The sequence below is a fragment of the Thermosynechococcus sp. PKX95 genome, assembly GCF_031583295.1.
Lineage (GTDB): Bacteria > Cyanobacteriota > Cyanobacteriia > Thermosynechococcales > Thermosynechococcaceae > Thermosynechococcus.
Genome location: NZ_CP134171.1, coordinates 2,582,223 through 2,602,737, shown reverse-complemented (window position 1 = coordinate 2,602,737; position 20,515 = coordinate 2,582,223). Strand labels below are relative to the sequence as shown.

Annotated in this window: 17 protein-coding genes; 9 read left to right on the top strand and 8 right to left on the bottom strand. The window is 52.5% G+C overall.

Annotated elements, in window-relative coordinates; genetic code table 11:
* Window positions 1-30 precede the first annotated feature (30 nt).
* From RHH81_RS12765 to RHH81_RS12745, 5 genes are read left to right on the top strand one after another with little or no spacing between them, the layout of a single operon-like run.
* On the top strand, window positions 31-393 hold the full coding sequence (locus RHH81_RS12765; protein ID WP_206200491.1) for a PleD family two-component system response regulator: 363 nt from the start codon (window positions 31-33) through the stop codon (window positions 391-393).
* 2 nt (window positions 394-395) lie between these two features.
* A complete protein-coding gene (locus tag RHH81_RS12760) occupies window positions 396-938 on the top strand; it encodes a chemotaxis protein CheW (RefSeq protein WP_206200490.1) in 543 nt (180 codons plus the stop codon).
* Window positions 939-971: 33 nt separating this feature from the next.
* Window positions 972-3,794, top strand: coding sequence for a methyl-accepting chemotaxis protein (locus tag RHH81_RS12755; protein WP_225901594.1), 2,823 nt, complete (start codon window positions 972-974; stop codon window positions 3,792-3,794).
* 2 nt (window positions 3,795-3,796) lie between these two features.
* Window positions 3,797-6,586, top strand: a complete 2,790-nt coding sequence (locus tag RHH81_RS12750; protein WP_310743141.1) for a hybrid sensor histidine kinase/response regulator — start codon at window positions 3,797-3,799, stop codon at window positions 6,584-6,586.
* Window positions 6,579-7,076 (top strand): chemotaxis protein CheW, encoded by a 498-nt coding sequence (locus RHH81_RS12745; RefSeq protein ID WP_206200487.1) that lies wholly within the window; start codon window positions 6,579-6,581, stop codon window positions 7,074-7,076. Before RHH81_RS12750 ends, RHH81_RS12745 begins: the two co-directional genes overlap by 8 nt.
* Window positions 7,077-7,269: 193 nt before the next feature.
* Here the strand turns inward: RHH81_RS12745 and RHH81_RS12740 are convergent, their stop codons facing one another.
* From RHH81_RS12740 to RHH81_RS12730, 3 genes are all read right to left on the bottom strand, one after another.
* A complete protein-coding gene (locus RHH81_RS12740; protein WP_206200486.1) occupies window positions 7,270-8,052 on the bottom strand; it encodes a hypothetical protein in 783 nt (260 codons plus the stop codon).
* 3 nt (window positions 8,053-8,055) lie between these two features.
* Window positions 8,056-9,402 (bottom strand): AAA family ATPase, encoded by a 1,347-nt coding sequence (locus RHH81_RS12735; RefSeq protein ID WP_206200485.1) that lies wholly within the window; start codon window positions 9,400-9,402, stop codon window positions 8,056-8,058.
* A 133-nt stretch (window positions 9,403-9,535) separates the two neighbouring features.
* Window positions 9,536-10,048: an SMI1/KNR4 family protein gene (locus tag RHH81_RS12730; protein ID WP_310744299.1), complete on the bottom strand. Its 513-nt coding sequence runs from the start codon at window positions 10,046-10,048 to the stop codon at window positions 9,536-9,538.
* A gap of 21 nt (window positions 10,049-10,069) precedes the next feature.
* Here RHH81_RS12730 and RHH81_RS12725 point away from each other — a divergent pair, with 21 nt between their 5' ends.
* The 4 genes from RHH81_RS12725 to RHH81_RS12710 all read left to right on the top strand — a co-directional run bounded on the left by RHH81_RS12725 (window position 10,070) and on the right by RHH81_RS12710 (window position 12,757).
* Window positions 10,070-10,708, top strand: coding sequence for an HD domain-containing protein (locus tag RHH81_RS12725; RefSeq protein ID WP_310743140.1), 639 nt, complete (start codon window positions 10,070-10,072; stop codon window positions 10,706-10,708).
* Window positions 10,709-10,802: 94 nt separating this feature from the next.
* Window positions 10,803-11,006 (top strand): DUF751 family protein, encoded by a 204-nt coding sequence (locus tag RHH81_RS12720; RefSeq protein ID WP_149821311.1) that lies wholly within the window; start codon window positions 10,803-10,805, stop codon window positions 11,004-11,006.
* Between the two features lie 9 nt (window positions 11,007-11,015).
* Window positions 11,016-11,618, top strand: a complete 603-nt coding sequence (locus RHH81_RS12715) for a DUF3038 domain-containing protein (protein ID WP_149821313.1) — start codon at window positions 11,016-11,018, stop codon at window positions 11,616-11,618.
* Window positions 11,618-12,757: a DUF4335 domain-containing protein gene (locus RHH81_RS12710; RefSeq protein WP_206200483.1), complete on the top strand. Its 1,140-nt coding sequence runs from the start codon at window positions 11,618-11,620 to the stop codon at window positions 12,755-12,757. The genes RHH81_RS12715 and RHH81_RS12710 overlap by 1 nt, the downstream gene beginning before the upstream one ends.
* A gap of 4 nt (window positions 12,758-12,761) precedes the next feature.
* Here the strand turns inward: RHH81_RS12710 and RHH81_RS12705 are convergent, their stop codons facing one another.
* From RHH81_RS12705 to RHH81_RS12685, 5 genes are all read right to left on the bottom strand, one after another.
* Window positions 12,762-14,180 (bottom strand): protein kinase domain-containing protein, encoded by a 1,419-nt coding sequence (locus RHH81_RS12705; RefSeq protein WP_302678477.1) that lies wholly within the window; start codon window positions 14,178-14,180, stop codon window positions 12,762-12,764.
* 42 nt (window positions 14,181-14,222) lie between these two features.
* Complete coding sequence (locus RHH81_RS12700) at window positions 14,223-14,867, bottom strand: FHA domain-containing protein (protein ID WP_206200481.1); 645 nt, start codon at window positions 14,865-14,867, stop codon at window positions 14,223-14,225.
* Between the two features lie 174 nt (window positions 14,868-15,041).
* Entirely contained in the window at window positions 15,042-15,839 is a 798-nt protein-coding gene (locus tag RHH81_RS12695; protein ID WP_310743139.1) for an ATP-binding cassette domain-containing protein, read from the bottom strand.
* A 58-nt stretch (window positions 15,840-15,897) separates the two neighbouring features.
* On the bottom strand, window positions 15,898-19,089 hold the full coding sequence (locus RHH81_RS12690; protein ID WP_310743138.1) for an efflux RND transporter permease subunit: 3,192 nt from the start codon (window positions 19,087-19,089) through the stop codon (window positions 15,898-15,900).
* 91 nt (window positions 19,090-19,180) lie between these two features.
* The gene (locus RHH81_RS12685) at window positions 19,181-20,515 is read right to left on the bottom strand and encodes a GGDEF domain-containing protein (protein ID WP_206200478.1); all 1,335 of its coding nucleotides are present in this window, start codon (window positions 20,513-20,515) and stop codon (window positions 19,181-19,183) included.

Here is a 20,515-nt window from a genome sequence, read left to right as displayed (position 1 = left end):
GATTATTTGAATTGACATTTGGGAGATGACATGACGACGGTTTTAGTGGTGGAAGATACCCCCTCGGAAATGGCACTGATTACCTCGCTTCTTCAGGAATCGGGCTATACCGTCATTGCAGCCACCGACGCCAAGGAGGCTCTAGAAAAAGTCACGCAGTACAAGCCCGATGTGGTGGTGACGGATGTGGTGATGCCAGGGATGAGCGGCTTTGAACTTTGCCGCAGTCTCAAGAAAAATCCGGAAACAGAAAAGCTCCCCATTGTTGTCTGCACGTCGAAAAACCAAGAGCTAGACCGCCTTTGGGCAATGAAGCAGGGGGCAGATGCCTATGTCACGAAGCCCTTCAGCCGTGAGGATCTCCTGCGGGCACTGAAGTCGGTGGTGGTGTAGCGATGCTTGGGGCAGCACCTTGGTTGAATCATGGTGAAGGGCGGGGCGATTCCCCAAAGGGTACGCTACGCGATCGCCCCCAAGGGGCGCCCTATTTGCGTTTGGTTATCCACGACCAATTAACGGCATTGCTGCCGATGACTGAGATTCAGCAGGTGTTGGTGATCCCACCGCAACAGCTCACGGTGATTCCTAATATGGCCGCAGTGGTGATGGGACTGCTGAACTTTCGTAACCGCATTGTTTGGGTGCTGGATTTAGCCCACTTGCTCAACTTGGAGCCACTGGATGCGGATATTTCGGTGTTGACGATCGCGCTGCTGCACACCCCCAAGGGATACCTAGGATTGGCGCTCAAGGAGGTACGGGGGATCGTCCGTCTTGCTGAGGGAGCCATTCAATCGCCTGTGGGTACAGTGAGTGCGGCGCTGGTTCCCTACCTCAAAGGCTGTTGTCGCTTAGGAGAGGAGTTGTTCTTTATCCTTGATGGGGCAGCGATCGCCGAAAGGTCTTGCTCAAGTGTTCTTGCTGTTGATGTCGGATAGCCCTGCTGTTAATGCTGTTAGGATGTGCCAACAATGACCACTGCCAAACCCTCCCTTGATATTCCCCCTCTACCACCGTCGGTATTGAACTACCAACTCCCTCCCCTAGAGGAGAAAAAAGCAACCACCAACGGCAAATCCCCTGAACAACCCTTGCCGCCTCCTTCGCCACGGCGCAGGGGTTGGGGTCTTCGTCCAAAATTCATTACCCATGCTGTTGTCTTGGCTACACTGCCCATGGTGGGGGTGGGCTTCGTGGCCAATCAACTGGTACGGCAACAGTTCATAGAGCAGGTTATCTCACTCGAACAACAGGAGGTAGGGGATGCCGCAAGGGCGCTGAATGAGTATCTGCAAGACCGGCAAGGGGATGCACGGCTTATCAGTCTGTTCTTAAACAGGCACTATACTGCAGAACTTCAGCAGCGGAATCGCCGCAAGCTGGAAGGGGTTTTGAATGAGTTTGTTGAGAACTCTGCTCGTTTCGACAGTGCCGCCATCATTGCCAACGATGGCCAAGGGACTGTCATTGCCCAATCTGCAGCAGGCAACCAGCTAGCCAACAACATTCTCCAAAATCACGAGTACTTTAAGCTGGCAATCCAAACTCGGGGCTTGGTTTTAACGCTTGAGCCTACGCTGTCGCTGCCTGCCCCTAGCCGTCCTTTCGGGCTGTTTCTGGCAATGCCCCTGATCAATCCCCAAAACCAGCAAATCACGGCAGTGCTGCGGTTACGGGTACCCAAAAGTAGCCTTAAAGAGGCCTTGCGAGACTATCAGCATAACCAATATGAAAATTTTTACCTGATAGGGTCGCAGGGAAAAATCGTGGCTGCCTCTATCCCAGAGTTGCAGCGCCGACCCTTGGCGGAAGTCTTTCCCCAACTCAGTCAACAGTGGGAAACCAACCTCGCAGTGGGCACGCTGGTTGAACAACGCCGCTCTGATGGCAAGTTTCAGTTTGCTAGCTACGCCCGTGCTAACCACCCGTTTACCGCGGTTGTCCTAGATACGGATCGCGATTATGCGCTCAGACCGCTGCGAAACCTCACTTGGACCCTCCTGTTAGGGGTGGGGGTCACGGCCATTGTGGTGGCAGCAATTGCCATCTATGCCAGCGATCGCGAGATTCAACCCCTGCTGCGAGCCACCAAGGCGGTGACGAAAATTGGTGAAGGGGATCTCCAAACCCGTCTGCCTGTGGAGGGGGATGATGAACTGGCAACCCTCAACCGCACGATTAACCAGATGGCTGAACGGCTAGAACAGTCCCTCACTGAAGCCCAACAGGCGGCTCAGCGGGCACAACAATTGCGCGATAGTATTTTCCATTTAACCCAGCAGAGCGATCGCCAGCAAATTCTCGATAATCTGGTCAATGAGGGGCGCCATCTTTTGGAGTGCGATCGCGTGATCTTCTATGAATTTGATGAGAACTATGTCGGCAAAGTCGTTGCCGAGTCTGTAGCCGTCGGCTGGCCCCAAGCCCTCGAACAGGTGATTGACGATCCCTGCTTCCGTCAAAATTGGGTTGATGCCTACACCAAAGGACGCGTGCAAGCCACAGCAGACATTCTCAATGCGGGTCTGACAGACTGCCACCTCAAACAACTTGCTCCGTTGAAGGTGCGAGCCAACTTAGTCGTTCCCGTGTTGGTGGAGAAAAAATTGGCGGCGCTTTTAATTGCCCACCAGTGCAGTGAGCCGCGTCAGTGGCAGCAGCCCGAAATTGATGCTTTCCTCCAGTTGGCCAACCAAGCCGGACTGGTGCTTGAGCGCAGCAAATTTCTGGAGCAGACCACCGCTGCCCAAAAAGAGGCCGAACGCCTTGCCCAAGAGCAACAGCAGCGTACGGAACGCATTCAAATGCAGTTGATTAACCTGCTCACCGAAGTCGAGGCAGCCTCCCAAGGGGATCTGACGGTACGGGCCGACATCACCGCCGATGAAATTGGTACCGTTGCTGACATCTTCAACTCCCTCATTGAGAGTCTGCGGGATGTGGTGGTGCAAGTGAAAGCCACCACGGAAAAAGTGAACACCGCCCTCTTGGCGGATGAGACAGCCATGACTGAGCTGGCGGAAGAATCGCTGCGGCAAGCCAAGAAAGTGAAGCGGATGCTAGATGCCGTTGAAGCCATGTCCAGCTCGATTGAATCCGTGGCCAATAGTGCCAACGAGGCGGCAGCAGTGGCGCGCAAAGCCTCAGAGCGAGCGGTCATCAGTGGTGAAACGATGGATGCCACCGTTGATAGCATTCTCTACCTGCGGGAAACCGTGGCCGAAACCGCCAAAAAGGTGAAACGCTTGGGCGAATCCTCGCAACAGATTTCCAAGGTGATTTCGCTGATTAACCAGATTGCCCTACAAACCAACCTCTTGGCCATCAATGCCAGTATTGAGGCGGCTCGTGCCGGTGAAGAAGGCCGCGGCTTTGCTGTGGTTGCCGAAGAGGTGGGTGAACTGGCGGCGCGATCGGCAGCGGCAACTCGCGAAATTGAGCACATCGTAGAAACAATTCAGCAGGAAACCCATGAGGTGGTGAGTGCCATGGAAACAGGTACCGCTCAGGTGGTTGAAGGCACCCGCCTTGTGGAGGTAACCAAGCAGAATCTCCAAGAAATTGTGCAGGTGTCGCAGCACATTGACGAGTTGGTGCAGTCCATTTCCCAAGCTACTGTCTCCCAAGCCCGCACCGCCAATACGGTGAACACGTTGATGCGCGATTTTGCCAAGGTCTCAGAGGGGATGTCGGCCACATCCAAAGAGATTTCTGAGTCGCTGCAAGCCACCGTGGACATGGCCCAAGAACTCCAAAACTCCGTCAACATCTTTAAGGTGACTGCTGAGGGATAACCATGCCCGAACCCGGCGTTGAGGAAACGATTCGTCTCCAGTTCCTCGAGGAGGCTCAGGACTACCTGCAAACGATTGAAGCAGGGATACTGGAACTCTCCCACCAGCCGGGGATGATTGATGCTGTACTGCGGGCGGCTCACTCCATTAAAGGGGGGGCAGCGATGATGGGCTTTATGTCCCTCAGTGAACTGGCGCATCGCCTTGAGGATTTCTTCAAGGTCTTGAAATCGCGCCCCTGCGACGATGTCGAGGTGCAACACCTCCTGCTCAAAGCAGTGGATCAACTGCAAGCAGTTATTACCCTCCATCGCCAAGGCGTGAACCCCAATGAGGGCTGGTGGCGCACCCAAGTCGAGCCACTTTTGAATGAGTTGCACGGACGCTTGGGCGATCCCACGGCGGAGGATGATTTGACGCTCCTCAGTGGCGATGATGGCCAGCAGATGCGGGTGGTTCTCTTTGAAACCGAGGTGGAAGCCTGCCTACAACGCTTGGAAACTGTTCTGGACACCCCCGGCCAACCCTGCCTCAGAGAGGAGCTGGCGATCGCCGCCCAAGAACTGGAAGGCCTCGGACAAATGCTCGAACTGCCTCAATTTGCTGAGTTTTGTGCCTCCGTCAGTGCCTATCTGGAGCAACCCAACTGTGATGTCAGCGCAGCGGCTGCCCACATTGTGCAGCAATGGCGACGCTGTCAAGCCCTTGTGATCACTGGTCAACTTGACGCTCTGCCCACGCGCTTGGAAATCCCGGAAACCGATGACGAAGAGGAGGACGAGGATCAAACCATTATTGATTTACCGCTGGCCAACCTCAATCAAGAATTAGGGGTCGAGGACTTTGCCAGTGCTGAAGTGGAGACCTTCTCCTTAGGTGATTTATTGTCCCCCCCACCCACCCCTACAGCAGCCCCTTCCCCTGCGCCAGAGGCTGAGACCACCCCAGTAACTCCCCAGCCCCAAGAAGCCAAGGAAATGACCGTGCGGGTGCCGGGGCATCAGTTGGATCAACTGAGTGATCTGATGGGGGAATTGCTCATTGAGTGTAATGGTCTGGATTTACAACGGGAACGCCTCCATGATCTGCTAGTGGGTCTCAAGCAAAAAGTGCGTGCCCTTGAGCGTGCCAACTTTCGTCTGCGCACAGAGTATGACCGTGTCAGTGCCCCCCATCACTTTAATCCCCAAAATCAGCATGGCTTCGATGTTCTCGAGTTCGATCGCTATACCGATGTGCATCTGCTCTCCCAAGAGGTGATGGAAACCATTGTCCAAGTGCAGGAAATCACCAGCGATTTGGAATTGAGCCTAGAGGACACCGAACGCACTGGCCGTGATCTCAACCGCACCGCCAAGCAACTTCAAGCTCGGTTTACCCAAGTGCGGATGCGCCCCTTTGCGGATCTGGCCAACCGCTATCCTCGCCTAATCCGCGAATTGAGTCGCGAGCATGGTAAAAATGTCAACTTAGAGATTGAGGGCAGCCACGTTCTCATTGACCGCACGGTGTTGAGTGTGTTGGCGGATCCCCTCTTGCACCTTGTCCGCAATGCCTTTGATCACGGAATAGAACCCGCAGAGGAACGCCAAGCCCTTGGTAAGCCCACAGCGGGAACCATTACCCTAAAGGCGGCCTATCGCGGCAACCAAACCGTTATTACTGTGGCGGATGATGGCCGAGGCCTAAATCCAGAGAAAATTCGGCAAACGGCACGGCGATTGGGCTTAGCCCGCGACTGGTTGGAAACCGCGAGCGATCGCGACCTTTGGCAACTGATTTTTGAGCCGGGCTTTTCAACGGCCTCACAGGTGACCAGCCTCTCTGGGCGCGGTGTTGGCATGGATGTAGTGCGCACCAATCTGCGGCAAATTCGTGGGGACATCCAGATCCACAGTACCCCCGGCCAAGGCACGCGATTTATAATTACAATTCCCTACACCCTCTCAGTGGTACGGGTGCTCTTGGTGGAGGCCACTGGCATGCTCTTGGCGGTACCCACCGAAGAAATCGAGGAAATGGTGCTGGGCGATCGCTACCCGCCCATCGAAACCCTTGGCTCAACCCTAATTGACTGGGAAGGCTATCTCATTCCTGTAATTGACCTCACCCAGATTTTCCACTTTCAGCGCCCCTATCGTCCCGTGGAAATGGAGGGCGCACCGACGATTAACGAACCAACCCTGATGATTGTCAGTCAAGGGGATAGTGCCCTTGCCCTGCGGGTCGATCGCTATTGGAGCGAGCAGGAAGTCACCATTCGCCAAGTCGAAGGCGAATTAGCCCTGCCCAAGGGTTTTAGTGGCTGCACAATTTTAGGGAATGGCCGCATTGTCCCCCTACTCGATCCCCTTGCCCTCTTTAATTGGGCAGAACAAGAGAGTTCTCATGCCCCTGTGGCTAGCCCCGTTGCCCCTAGCCAAGACACCGTCCTTGTGGTTGATGATTCAGTAAACGTGCGGCGTTTTCTCGCCAGTACCCTCGAAAAAGCCGGCTATCGGGTTGAGCAGGCCAAAGATGGTCAGGAAGCCATTGATAAACTCCAAGGGGGGCTACACGTCAACGCTGTTATCTGCGACATTGAAATGCCCCGCCTCGATGGCTTTGGCGTCCTCACTCAAATTCGCCGCATTCCCCAGTGCCAAAACACCCCCGTCATGATGCTCACCTCCCGCACGGGTCAAAAACATCGCCAGCTTGCAGAACGTCTAGGGGCAGCTGCCTACTTTAGCAAACCCTTCCGCGAAAGTGACCTCTTGGCCACCCTTGATCAGTTGATCCGCCATGCTTAAAAGCCGCCGTCGCCGCCAAAGCCAACCCGTTGTTTTAGAGCAGTTCCTGACCTTTATCGTGCGTCAAGAGCAGTTTGCCGTGCCCATGGCACAGGCCTATCGGGTCATTCCTTTACCACCTATTCATGGCGATCCCCACCAGCGGGGGATTGGCCTTGTCACCTATGAAAATCACGAAATTCTAGTCATTGATATTGGCCGCTGTCTCTTTGATGATCCCCTCTCAACCTCAGAAACCCAGAAGCTAAAATTTTTGCTCATTCTCCAGCCCCGCTTAGCAGGGGAATGGCTTGGCCTGCCCCTCATAGAACCCCCCGTGATTGAGCGCATTCCACGGGATGCCATTCATCCTATTCCCAGTAACTATCTCCACTGGGGGAGTATTCACAACGTCAGTTCCCTCATGGTCAGTAGTCAAGAAGATCAGGAGCTACCCCCGATCTTTATCGTTGATATTGAGCAGGTTCTGCACACCCTAAAAACGCGATAACCTGCCTGCATTTCTAGATGGAGGCGCACCAGCCATGAGTACGCTGTATGAAACCGACTTTTATAGCTATTCCAATAGAGAATGAGATATCATCCAGCACAATACTTGCGAATCACTTCATCAATCGAACAGTTTGACCCTGCATGCCTCCGCGGGTTATCCAATAACTACAAGGGCTGTATTGCAGAAAGCTCTACCCAAATGAGATGCTAACTTCATCCCAACGGCCTGATAGTGCGATTGCCTTCAGTTCATCAATAGACTTAAATTTTCTACCCTGTTTAATTTCTTGAATAATTTTTTCAGCTTCTTTAAGCTCTAACCTCGGAACACTCTTGGCAAGATTCTTAGCGCTTTTATAGGAGTTGATGCGCACAGATTTTTGTTTTTGTGGATTGGGATTAGTCTTTGTCTCTTTAGAGATATCCTGCTGCAATTCACTAAATTTTCTTTTCAGATCATCCAATTCTTGGAAAATTTTTTCTAGAAAATTTACAATAGCCTTATTTTGGTCATTTAAGCTCTTCTGTAACTCAGAAAATAATTTCATAGCTAATTGGGAATCTTGATCAACTAAGTTACTTCTCTCTGATTTTTGTGAATAAGAGCCATCATCTTTAGAATTTATTTGCAAGATAGATTTGCATCTTTCTTGGAAGGTTAGAACTTCTTCATCTTCAAGCTCAATTCTTGATGCCCATAATTGATGGATACCCAATTCACGGGCAAATTCAACTATCTCCTTGCCGAAGACCACTTCATACGCTGTCTCACCTTCTGGTGTAGTGACTGGACGAATAATGAGGGGGATGAGGTTGGTTTTATATTTGTCTAAGTCTTCACGGATCAGTTGTGGTGAAGCAGAGAATAAGTCTTTGGGATAGGTCTCTGGGATTGTCAGATAATCAATATGAATCTGACCCTGATGTGTCTGATGTAAGCCGAGGTGCTTTGAGATGCGATTGGAGTGACTCATACTCTATGATGCCTGAGTAAAAAGATAGCGAGCTAAATTTTCAAATGAAGTCGTTAAATCATCAATCGATTCTTTACCTGATCGATCTAATTCTTCATAAAATTTTCTACTAAATATCGGTTGCTGAGACTCTGTGGCTCGCAACATCACAACTCGGTGTGCAATCCATGTTGATTCGGGTAGAATTTGCACGGTCTGTCTTCCATTGGCTGCTTTTTCAAGAATAGTCGACAACTTCTCTTTCATCTCATAGTTAGCTGCCGATGTTGTACGATTATACATACTCACAGCGATTCCAAGGGGTCGAGGCGGAGTTTCCATGGCATCCCTCATGGCCTCAAGGCGGGCTAGAACGTACTCTATTGCCCGTATAGGGTAGGGAGCAAATTGCGTCGGTATGAGTACCCCATCAGATGCCATCAAAGCAATGGCATTGACTTTACCAAAGGCGGGTGGTGGATCAATCAGCACAATGTCATAGCCATGATTTTTGAGTTTTCGTTGTAATACCCGATCAATATCAATCGTGCTGATGAGTGCGGGTTCCTTGTCAGCTAGGCGAATGTGGGCGGGAACAATGTCAAGGTGTAGGTTGCCCCAAGCTCTTTGATAGACCACATCTTCTAGGCCAACCTTTGGCTCTAGCAATAGGTCAGCAATATCCTTCTTGCCTTGCTCTTCTACATCTTTGAGGGGGTTAATGCCGACGCCAATGGTTAAGTTGGACTGTGGGTCAATATCAATCAAGAGAACTCGCTTACCCATCGTGGCAAAGGCAGCACCAAGATTGAGGGTTAGCGTTGTTTTGCCAACGCCCCCCTTGTGATTAAAGACGGTAATGATCATGGGTGACTCCTGAGAAGCAGTTGAGGAGATAGAAAAACTCTTTGCAAGTGCCTTTTCAAAATAATGATAGACTTTGAGCCTTTGCTGGGTTAAGGCAGTCACTAGAGCAGCGGCTGCAGAGCGGTGTAAAATTTTAGTCAGTTTCTGAATGGTTTGTTTATCGAGGATCCCTGAAGCACATGTCACCGGCTGAAGTGGTTCTCTAAGGGGATTTTGATACAAAAGGTGATATTCTCGGCCATTGGTGAGTAACCCAAAAACAGCCTGCGCTGCTTCCATGTAGTACCTCAATTGCTGGCCACCCGTCAGCCGGGACTGCACTGGGGTTTTCACCTCAATGATCAGATAGTTCAGGGGGCGATCGCCCGCCATCGGTAAGGTCACCAAAAAATCAGGGTAGCCCTTTCCAATTCGAGGTTTGGCTTGATACTCAGAAGACTGATAGCCCCACTGCTTGAGCAACGGTAGGATAATTTTCTGTTCCGTATTTGCTTCATTGCCCATGGGAAGCCGCTATGCAGGGAGCGCGCTCAGAGGCACATCTAACAAAATTATCCTTGACAACAATAAGCAATTCAATTTGTTAACAAATCTTTATAATATGATCTAAATATGACAAGTGCATGGTGATTCTCCCTTAAGCCAAGCGTGCCAGCCAGTCTGGCATTTCCCACTCCAGTATATTTTTGGGGGTTTGAAGCATGACTTCTTCATACTCTGGATTGAATTGATAGTCACCTGCGATCAACTGCTGAGCATCGTGACTGAGTAACTCTTCAAAGGAATTGACAAGAACTTCATAGCTACAGTTTTCGTTACAAACCTCGATCACTTGCCCGATCGTCCCTGTGGGCGCGGGGTCAAGGTTAATGTATCGCAGAATGTTACCATTCATACAAGTAATTGGAATCCAGTGGGGATAATAAATCAACGGTTTCACCGCCCCTTTGATAAAAATAACTTGGGAAGCCACCCGACTCTTCCAAAAGGAAATGCTAAAGAAATCAGGGTCTTGGCAACTGCGGCCAATGTCTTGATCGAGTTCGTATTGCTGCCAAAGACACTCAAAACTCTGAAAACTGGTACAGAAGAGAATCGCATCCCCTTCATGTACGCCACATTTCAGAAAAGAGCTGTTGCACAATAGCAATAGATGCTTGAGGTGAAGCAGATGCCCTCTCTACGTTATCTCGATGCTTTGGAGTATGCCGCTGTTCTGCATCGTGAACAAACGCGCAAGGGATCAAATGTGCCCTATATTTCCCACTTAGTCGCAGTATCAATGATCGCCCTTGAGTATGGTGCCGATGAGGATGTGGCGATCGCCAGCTTGCTCCATGATGCTGTTGAAGATCAAGGGGGACTGCTGACCCTAGAGGCTATTCGTGAGCGTTATGGCGATCGCGTTGCTGCAATTGTCCGCGCCTGTTCTGATTCAGTGGCCAATACCCTAGAAGGAGATGCAAAATTGCCTTGGGCAACTCGCAAACTAGCCTATATCAAAGACATCCAACAGGGCACCACTGCCGATCGCGACACTCAACTGGTCTCCGCCAGTGATAAATTGCACAACCTACTGTGCATTCTTAGAGACTATGGCAACATTGGTGGTGATGTTTGGGCACGTTTTCGGGCGGGTCGAGAGGGGGTTCTTTGGTACTACCGCGAGTTGATTGCTGCCTTTGAGGGTGCTCATCTTATTCCTCTAGGCCTGTTAGAGCAGTTGCAACACACCTACCAAGAACTGACCCGTGCCGTTGTGAGTCGGGAGGGCTTTGTGCTGCCGTCTAGTTATGTGCCTATGGTATAGGCCAAGGGTGGTGCTTCCCTAGAGTCTCCGCAGGAGTAGTATCATGAAAGCAATTTCAAGCCCACTGGCGTCACCAAGTTAGGAGCATCAATCAATGGATGGCTTTTGGGAAAATGTCCTGCGCTACCAACGGTATTTTGTTACGGTTCTATTGGGCGTAGTGTGGAATGTCGTTGAGCCATTGGTGCCTCTTTTGAAGCGTCCGCTGAGCGCGATCGCCCTTATTGGCCTCATGGTGGGACTCCTCACATTTGTGGCATTGACGTTACGCGCAATGTTGGGTTTAACCGCTGCATAAGGTGGCACGATGACCTCTTCCCTGCCCATCAAGGCACAAATTGACCTGATTTTGCTGAGTCTCGAAGCCTTGGCTCATGTGGGTTCGGCAGAGGTACTAGCATTGGCAGAAGCCATGGGGTTTGAGGCCTATTTGCCCGATCGCGTGGGGTTATGGCGACTGCGGCAATCAAGTCCTCTGCGGCGAGGTCGTAATGGGCGACGCAAATTGGATGTGGATGAAGCCCGTGCCTTGGCCTTGATCTGCACCCGCTTAGCGCAGCAACACCAGCAAACCATCCGCACCGCCATTGAACGCTGGCAACAGCAGACGAGTCAAGGTCGCCCGCCCCACTTAGAACCCATTCTCGGGGATTACATTGACCGCTTCACCAATTTGTATCAAGAGCGAATGGCCGACAACAGCAGCGATGGTCGTGAATTGGCACAACTGGCCTTAGATTTACTCGTGGATTTGCTCTTTTACAGTACGCCCCAAGGGGCACGTCGCCTTTGGATCACCCTGCTAGAACGCACTACTCCCGCGCCCCCCTCACTATCGTTGGTGGAACCTGAACCAATACCTGCACCAGCTCCTGAATTGCCCACCCTGTTTCCCCATTCCGATGTCTAATGAGTACCACCCTCAGCTACTCTCAACCCACCTGCCAATTGGATGTTGCTGCTGAATTTTTGCCCTTCAGTCAGAAGCTGCGCCGTGCGCCGGTGCGATCGCTCCACTTTACACTGGCTGTCGGAGAAAAACTCTGCTTTGAGGGCAACGATCGCCAGCTCTATCAACTCAAAACGCTGGTCAACGAGTATATTGAGGCTTTCCTGAGTCATCACCAAACACCGACAGAAGTAACCGCAGAGGGCTTTGTCCTGCGATCGCGATCGCCCCTCGAACATGAACTCCATCTACCCGATGGGCGGGTAATTCTTCTGCAACTGACAGAACTATACGATTTGGTGACGGTTCTTGATGACTGGTCTGCCGTGATGGAGCCGTTGCCGGAACTGGTGGAGCGCGCCCAATCAACTGTTGCTCAAATCCCAATCTGGGTCAAAAGTGCAGCGGTGGCCGTGGGTGTGGTTGCTGCCTTCACCCTTGTTACCCAACGCTGGCTCATCCCTCCCGCTTCAATGGTCGTCACTTCCTCTGAGGCCACCCGTGAGGAACCTAACTTGCCTCCCCTAGCGATGCCATCCCCTTTGCCAGAATTGCCAGAACCTGCGGAAACCCCACAACTGGCTCCCCTACCTAGCCCGCCGCCAGCTGCCCCTGAAACATCTACCCTTGTGCCGCTGCCCTCACCGCCAGAAATGCCGCCCCCAGCGATCGTGCCACCCCCGCCCCCTGTTCCCCAAGAGGCACCTCCCCCGCAACCCCCTGATCAAAATAACGTGGTGGTGCAAGCTCCCGCTGGCCGCGCGCCCGCCAGTATTGAACCTGCCCCAATGATCACCCCTCCAGCCGAAACCACCCCCGTCCCTGCAACCACCCTGCGGGAGGTGAAAACCTATTTTCAAGACCGTTGGCGCCCACCGGCCAGTTTAGACACGAGTTTGGAATACCGCATTGTGCTCAACCCCGATGGCACCCTTGCTCAAGCGCTGCCCCTCAATGGTGCAGCCGTTCGCTTTATTGATCGCACCCCAATTCCTTTACAGCAAAGCCCCCTTGCCAGTCCCTTGGGGGGCGATCGCCCGATTTTACTGCGGTTAGTGTTGATGCCCTCTGGAAGCGTGCAAGTGTTTGGTGAAAATTGATGTTCTATGAGGCACTTGAAGAGACGGCGGGGGTAATCGTCGCAATTTCCTGCAAGCGTTTCTTGACTTCGGCGGCGTTGGGATAGCGTTCCCGAGGATCAGGATGGGTCAAGCAGTTAATTAAATCCACCATCAGCGGATCCAAATGGGGAATGTCCTCGGCATAGAGACGATATTCACGGGTGCCCCAGCGGAAATAGGTTTCTGGTTCATAGCCCGTGAGCAAGTACACCATCGTTGCCCCCAAGGCAAATAGATCGGAAGCGGGTTCGGGTTTTCCCTCCTGCTGTTCTGGCGCCGAATAGCCCACTGTCCCAATAAATGTCCCTGAGTCAGAGGTTAAGACGGATGCTTTGCCCCAGCCCACAAGCACGAGTTCTGTTGTTTCCCGTTTAACGTAGGGATGAATGAGATTGGAGGGACGAATGTGTAAATGCAACACAGGGGGGGCTTGCTGGTGCAGCACCTCAAGCAATTCACACACAGGAATCAGCCAACGACTGACCTCAATCACGTTCATTGGCCCTTGATCCTGAATCCGCTGTTTTAGGGATTGGCCATAGATCATTTCTGAGACCAAGTAGGAATCGCTGCCGCACTGAAAGGCCTCCCAAAACTGGGGTAAGACCGGATGCTCGATTTTGCACAATTGCCGCGCTTGGCGCTGAAAGGCACGGATTTCGTTGCGTGACGCCGCAAGACTATGTCCCTTAATCACCGCCGTTAAGCCACTGCGCCAGCCCAAATAAATGTTGCTTTGACCAAGGGCACGAATAATCTGGTAGTTGCCGAGGGTTTTCCAGACGCGCAGAGGCACACCGCAGTCAATGCAAAAAACATCGTTCTCTTGGGCATGGTTGTGCTGGCAATCGGGGGGAGCACGCCACTCGCTGAGTAAATGAACCGGTAGTTGGCCTGTCACCGCAAACTCAGCCTCTTCCTCCGCTTGGGCGGTGGCACTGCTACTACTGGTGGTGGGGGTGCTTTCTTCAGCACGGGAGGTGGGTTCGGCGGCTGTACCGATGGCTTCTTCTTCCCCTGAATAGGTGCCCTTCTCAACATCCACCAAGCGACCTTCGGGCACCGTTTCCATGCGGACATTGGGAGTGGTGGGACGCTGATCAGAACCGAGGCGAATTTGAATATTGGGTCCAGAGCGAGCCAAACGCAGGATGCCACCATCCATCAAGGTTGCCTGTTGAATACGTTTGCCATCCAAATAGGTGCCGTTGGTGCCAAGATTGACCACTTCCCATTGCAAGCCATTACGACGGAGTTCCACATGGTGACGCGACACCACCGCGCTATAGAGCACGACGTGATTATCGACTGCTCGGCCAATACGGATGACATTTTCATTCTCAAAGGTCCAGCTTTGGACTGGGGTGGCTTGAACGGGATGGAGTAATGTCAATGTAATCACGTTGTCTAACCGCCTCTTCGTACCTGAATACACTCTAAAGAACTAGGAGATGCGTTCATAGATAAAAGTGACTAAATCTCCCTTGCCTAAGGCAATGCGATCGCCCGATTGCAGGCGGTGACGATTGCCCGGATAAAGGGGAGTATTGTTAATGTAAGTTCCATTAGCACTTCCCACATCTTCAATATAGTGGGCATTCCCCTCAATCCGCAGATCTGCGTGGATACGGGAGACAATTTCTGAGTTGGGAAAGCCAGCCACATCAATATCGGGGGGAATCCGATCATTGGGCTTGCCAATATGAATGACGGGACGCCCTGTGGGAATTTGCAGTTCTGTGCGAGTTTGCACATGAATCAGCTTGGCTTCAATGGTGGCAATCTCAACCGAGAAGACATGGGCCGGTGGTGGGGGCGGCGGGGGTAGCGTTGTCAGGCGGCCTTGATGGGCAACGGCTTCCACGGTTGGTGCAGCACTGGCTGTGTGTTGCATTACCTCTGGCATTGGGGGTGCACTGACGGCAAGGCGACGCAGATTGAAACCACACTGGCCACAAAAACTAGCGTCTGGTTGAACTGGGGCACCGCAATTTGGACAAGGAGTCATACTGGGCATGGGCGAAAAGCACACTTCACATTGAACAGCACCAACGGGATTGGGATGGAAACACTCGGAACAGATCATCATAGAAATGATGTCCTATGCCACTGCCGATCCAACCAACCTAAGATTAAGGTACCCATCGTTTCTCTCTACTTCCCAGAGTAAAGCTAAAAAAGCTAGCTGCCTCTATATTTAGGTTAGCTTTTACACCCCAATTCTATACGGGTTCATTGCCAAACTGCTGCTCAGTGAGAATGATTAGAAACGACCACTGACATAATCGCAGGTTAAGGGATGCTGTGGCCTTTGAAAAAGTAAGCGCGTGGGAGCGTACTCAATCAGTTGACCCACTGTCTGTCCCTGAGGATTGGTTTGCAGGGCTAAAAAGGCTGTCCAGTCGGAAATCCGCGCTGCTTGTCGTAGGTGATGGGTTGCCATGATCAGGGTGTAGGTTTGTTTGAGGTGGCACAGACACTCCTCCATGCGGCGGGTCGCAGTAGTATCAAGCCCCCTGCAGGGGTCATCCAGTAACAGAATCTCCGGTTGCAGGGCGATCGCCCGCGCCAGACAAAGGCGTTGTTGCTGCTCTAGGGATAGCTCTAGTGCCGGCTCGCCCAAATGATTCCTCAGAGTTTGCCACAGATTCACCTGTTCCAAGGAAGATTGCACAAGGGCATCGAGATCCCCTTGATAGCCATGCACCCGAGCACCAAAGGCGACATTTTCATAGATTGATGTTGGAAAGAGACTCGGTCTGCTGAAAATCATCGGCATACGACAGCGCAGTTGCAACGCATTCCACTCCTTGAGGGCGTGCTGCCGATAGTGAATTTCGCCAGTCACATGGAGATGCGGAAAAAGTTCAATCAAGCGGTTCAAACAGCTTAACAGTAGGCTCTTGCCAGACCCAGAGGCACCGATCAAGGTCACCAGTTGGCGCGGCTGAATCGTGAGGCTGACATTGCTGAGCAGCGGTTGATTGCGGTAAAACACGCTCAGTTGGCGTACCTCAAGGAGAGTATGTTGGCCAACGGCAAGCGGGTCAACAGCAGTCATCGGCAGGACTTGGGCAGAGGCGTCACTACCACTCTAAACAGTAATGTTGGCCTACAGCTTAGCGTTCCTGAAGCTCCTCAGGGGAGGGACTCGTGGGGGGAACGACTGGTGCTGGTAATGGCTCAGGAAGACTGCGCTGGGCGATACGCTCAAAGCCGTGCAGAATCACATAAAAACAGGGAATAAGAAAGAGGGTGAGCAGTGTTGCCACAGCCAAGCCAGAAAACACAACAATGCCAAGGGGCTGCAAAAATTCTGAGCCTTCACCTAGCCCTAATGCCAAGGGGAACATCCCCACCACCGTTGTAATCGTGGTCATCATAATCGGGCGCAGACGGGCAGGGGCAGCTTTGCGAATGGCTTGGCTACGGCTACAGCCCTCCTGTCGGTAAATCTCATTCGCCAACTCCACCATGATGATGGCATTGTTGACGACAATCCCCACAAGCAAAATGGCACCGACAATGACCGTGGCGCCAATGGCCGTCCGTGTCAGGTACAAGCCCCAAATGCCACCGGCCAAGGCCAAGGGAATGGTAAACATAATCACTAGGGGGTCAAGCAGCGAATTGTACTGTACCGCCATGACCACAAACACGAGAAAGGCCGCCAAACTACCCAAGACCACTAAGGCCTGTTGCAATTGCTGATTGGCTTGAGCCGCCGTACTTGGCATTAGGGACACCCCCGGCGGAAACTCCAGATCGTTGAGAATGTCATTCACTTGGGCAAGGGCAGCACTGAGACTGGCACCTTCAACAAGATTGCCCGCTAGCATAAAGACCTGCTGCTGGTTAATGCGGCGGATTTCACCGGGGGCTTGACTGGGTTCGATGCGAGCGACATCCCCAAGGCGGAGGGGACGGTTATTGGCGGTAAAAAGGGGAATCGTTGTCAGGTCAGCGGGCGTTTGAATGCTTTCACTGTCCAGTTGGACACGAATATCCACTAGGCGATCGCCCCGTTGCAGGCGGGTGGGCACAAACCCCTCCAAGGCGGTTTGAATCGTCTGGCCAAGGTTGAGGGTATTCAGCCCCAGTTCACTGACGCGCTCCCAATCCGGCAGAATTGCAATTTCTGGCTGGCGAGGATCTACATCGGGACGAAAGCGCACCAATGTGGCCTTTTCATCAAGGACTTGGAGGACTTGGCGACCAAAGCGGTTGAGGGTCTGCTCATCACTGCCCCGCAGCATCACATCCACATCGGCACCGCGTACAGGTGAGTTGGTGAGAATAATGCCGCGCACTTGGCCGGGACTCAAGCGCAGCCGCACCCCCACGAGGTTAAGTTGATCAAGGGCTTTTGTTGCTTCTGTAATGTAGCGATCCACATTCACCCCACGCCGTAGAATGATGTTGCTATTAGCTCGCAGCGGATTGGCAATTGTATTCGTGCCAAAGAGGGCACCCCCCGTTGTGGTAAAGACGGCCTCTGTGCCCGGTTGTGCCATCAGCACCTGATCCACTGCCGCCATGACCCGCCGACTGGTGGGCAGGGGGGTTCCCGGTGGAAAAATGGCCATGAGGTTGACTTGACCCGTATTAATGCGCGGCAGCAGTTCTTGGGGAAGTTGCTGAGCCAAAAGCCAACTGCCTCCCCCTAGAAGGGCGATCGCCAGCCCCACCACCAGCCAGCGTGCCCGTAGCACCTGCCCCAAGGCCCATTCATAGCGCCCCGTCAGCCAGAGGAACTTTTCATTAAAAAGGCGAATAAACGCGACCTGCCGTAGGCGATTTTGCACCGGCACCCCCAAAAGGCGGGAGGCCAAGGCCGGCACGACCGTGAGTGCCACCAGCAGCGATGCGGCAACCGCAAAACTAATCGTTAGAATCAACTCATTAAAGAGCAGCGCAATCAAGCCCCCCAGCAACAAAAAGGGCAAAATAGCGACCAAGTTAGTGAGGGTAGAGGCCAAAAGCGCTGATTCGATGCCTTGGCTACGCCGTTTTACCTCCTCAAGGTACTGTTCTTGGCTCATGGGGTGGGGGTCAATATCCGCCAAGGTTTCCAACATCACAATGGCGTTATCCACAACGATGCCAACCCCAAGGGCGAGTCCACCCAAGCTAAACACATTGAGGGAGAAGTTAAATAGCCCCATCAGCAACATCGCGGCCATCGTTGACAGGGGAATGGCCAGCAAAATAATCAGGGTTTGCCGCACCGAGCCAAGGAACAGCAGTACCGCGATCGCCGCCAACAGGGTTCCCGTCAGGCCTGCCGTGATCACATTGTTCAGGGAGTTGCGGATATAAACCGACTCATCAAGGACAGGAATGATCTGCGCATCGCGGGGCACGAGATTGGCTGCCTGTAACTCGGCTAAACGGCGCTTGATACCATCAGCCACTTCCACCGTATTGGCTTCCGGCTGCTTAAGAATACTGACTTTGACGGCAGGTTGGCCATTGAGGGTCACAAATACCCGTTGCTCGGCACTGCCATCTATGACTTGCGCTACATCCCGCAGATAGACTCGCTGACCATTGGCACCCGTCAGCATCACCTCCTCAATTTCACTGGCATTACGAAACCGTCCCACTGTACGGGTTAGGGGTTCTGCCGTTTGGCCGCGAATGCGTCCCCCTGAGACATCTTGGTTGCGATCGCTCAAAGCAGTTAAAACTTGATTTAGCCCCACCCCCGTGGCCTGCAATCGATCCAGATCCACAAGAATTCGCACTTCTTCGGTTGTCCCCCCAGAGACATCGACTCCCGCCACGCCGGGGACAACACTCAGCTCTCGATCCAAATCTTCGTCAGCAAAGACCCGTAACTCACGGCCACTGAGGGTTGCTGAGGTTAGGGCAAACTCATAGACCGGCAATTGCGACGGATCAAACTTAAAGAGGCGCGGCGACTCAATAATATCCGGCAACCTACTGCGGGCACGGTTAAAAGCAGCAGTGGCTTCATTTAAGGCTTGATCGACATCGCCACCGGGTTCAAAAAATAAATCAATACTGACTTGACCTTCGCGGGTTTGCGAATAGACCTGCACCACCCCCTCCGTGCGACTCAGGGCTTCCTCAAGGGGCTTGGTCACCTCCTCAACAGCAACACTAGGTACCACGCCCGGAATATCCAGCCGTACCCCAATGCGCGGGTACGTAATCGCCGGCAACAAATCCACTTGCAGCCGCATGAGAATAAAGACCGCCAACACAATGACAGTCAGGGTCAGCATCAGGGTGCCGATGTGGCGGGTCACCGCCAAGCCGCTAAAACTAAACCGTGGGGAGGTCATGCAAGTTTAACTGGTGTACAAGTCATCCTTTAGACACCGCTACTCTAACAAATCGTTTCTGAGCTTTCATCCCAGTCAGTGGGGTAAAGTGTCATGCCCAAACCCAGCGATCGCGCCCCCCATGTTTCGCCTTATACAAGGCTTGATCCGCGCGAGGAATCGAGTTACTGAGCACCTGTTCACCGGGTCGAAAAAGCGTGCCACCCAAACTAATGGTTGCAGTCAAAAACTGCTGATCCCCTAGTTCAATTGGTTGGCTTCTCACCACAGCGCAAAGTTCCTCGGCAACGGATTTAGCATGGTCTTCATTGGTGGCAAAAAACAACAGCACAAATTCTTCGCCTCCCCAGCGAACCAAAATACTATCTTTACAGGCCTCTATCACCTGCTTTGTCCTTGCCGCCAATGTGCGCAGAACCACATCGCCCTGATCATGCCCATAGGTATCGTTGATGCGCTTAAAGTGATCAATGTCGAAAATCATGACGATTAGCAGCGCGTCCCCTGTCGCTGCTTGGGACTGATAAGCCTCAACCCGACTCAAGAGAAAGCGGCGATTAAACGCCCCAGTCAAGGGATCCAACCAAGCCAAGGCCAAAAGTGCTTGCTCTCGCTGGCGCATATCACTGATGTCAGAAACGATCCACACACGCCCTAGCCGACTGTCGCCTCGCACGGGGTGGGTATCAATGAGGAAGGTTTTCTCGCCCATCAGACACTCCCCCTTTGCACTAAAGTTGGCATCGGCACTCAGCCCTTGAAAAATTCTGGTTAACTCATCGCGGTTATCGCATCTCTGGCGTGCTTGTTTCATGTGCTCGGCAACAATCTGAACCGGATGGCTTCCGGCTGGCAGTTGCAACCATTGACTGGCATAGGCATTAACCATCGCTGTAGAGCCATCCCCCTTGATCAAAACCAAGCCCAGCGGCACGGTGTCGAAAATATCTTGGAATTGCACTTCAAAGATGAAGCTGTTTTGCCGTTGGCGATGATGAGCCAACAGTTGCCGGTAAAGAGCTGCAATGTAGCCTTTTTGTTCTGCGAGTTGGCACAGCAGCCCCTCTACGGGATTCACCAATAGCAACCCTTGCCGCCACTGCTCTGGCTCACCGCAGGGAATATAAACGATTCGCTCAACCTTATCCAAAAGGCAGAAAAAGATAGAAGGCAGTTTTAGAAAAGGCGTGATATCAATGACAGCCTCCTCAACCAAATCTGGCCACGGAGCAATAATTTCGACGTTGGGAAATCGGCTGGTGCTGGTTGTGGTGATAATCTCTGCCCGATTGCCATGTTCATCGACTGTTAAGGCTAAGACAAGCTCAGACTGCGACCAATTAGCAACTAGATGACAAAATGCTGTAATGGCATCGGGAGTAGGGAGAAGTTGGCGGGCGAGGTGTTCGTGCAAACTTTTGAGCAT

Excerpts from the sequence above, each read along its gene's own strand:
- RHH81_RS12765 (WP_206200491.1), top strand. The coding sequence starts at position 31 with ATGACGACGGTTTTAGTGGTGGAAGATACCCCCTCGGAAATGGCACTG.
- RHH81_RS12760 (WP_206200490.1), top strand. The coding sequence starts at position 396 with ATGCTTGGGGCAGCACCTTGGTTGAATCATGGTGAAGGGCGGGGCGAT.
- RHH81_RS12755 (WP_225901594.1), top strand. The coding sequence starts at position 972 with ATGACCACTGCCAAACCCTCCCTTGATATTCCCCCTCTACCACCGTCG.
- RHH81_RS12750 (WP_310743141.1), top strand. The coding sequence starts at position 3,797 with ATGCCCGAACCCGGCGTTGAGGAAACGATTCGTCTCCAGTTCCTCGAG.
- RHH81_RS12745 (WP_206200487.1), top strand. The coding sequence starts at position 6,579 with ATGCTTAAAAGCCGCCGTCGCCGCCAAAGCCAACCCGTTGTTTTAGAG.
- RHH81_RS12740 (WP_206200486.1), bottom strand. The coding sequence starts at position 8,052 with ATGAGTCACTCCAATCGCATCTCAAAGCACCTCGGCTTACATCAGACA.
- RHH81_RS12735 (WP_206200485.1), bottom strand. The coding sequence starts at position 9,402 with ATGGGCAATGAAGCAAATACGGAACAGAAAATTATCCTACCGTTGCTC.
- RHH81_RS12725 (WP_310743140.1), top strand. The coding sequence starts at position 10,070 with ATGCCCTCTCTACGTTATCTCGATGCTTTGGAGTATGCCGCTGTTCTG.
- RHH81_RS12720 (WP_149821311.1), top strand. The coding sequence starts at position 10,803 with ATGGATGGCTTTTGGGAAAATGTCCTGCGCTACCAACGGTATTTTGTT.
- RHH81_RS12715 (WP_149821313.1), top strand. The coding sequence starts at position 11,016 with ATGACCTCTTCCCTGCCCATCAAGGCACAAATTGACCTGATTTTGCTG.
- RHH81_RS12710 (WP_206200483.1), top strand. The coding sequence starts at position 11,618 with ATGAGTACCACCCTCAGCTACTCTCAACCCACCTGCCAATTGGATGTT.
- RHH81_RS12700 (WP_206200481.1), bottom strand. The coding sequence starts at position 14,867 with ATGATGATCTGTTCCGAGTGTTTCCATCCCAATCCCGTTGGTGCTGTT.
- RHH81_RS12695 (WP_310743139.1), bottom strand. The coding sequence starts at position 15,839 with ATGACTGCTGTTGACCCGCTTGCCGTTGGCCAACATACTCTCCTTGAG.
- RHH81_RS12690 (WP_310743138.1), bottom strand. The coding sequence starts at position 19,089 with ATGACCTCCCCACGGTTTAGTTTTAGCGGCTTGGCGGTGACCCGCCAC.
- RHH81_RS12685 (WP_206200478.1), bottom strand. The coding sequence starts at position 20,515 with ATGCTCAAAAGTTTGCACGAACACCTCGCCCGCCAACTTCTCCCTACT.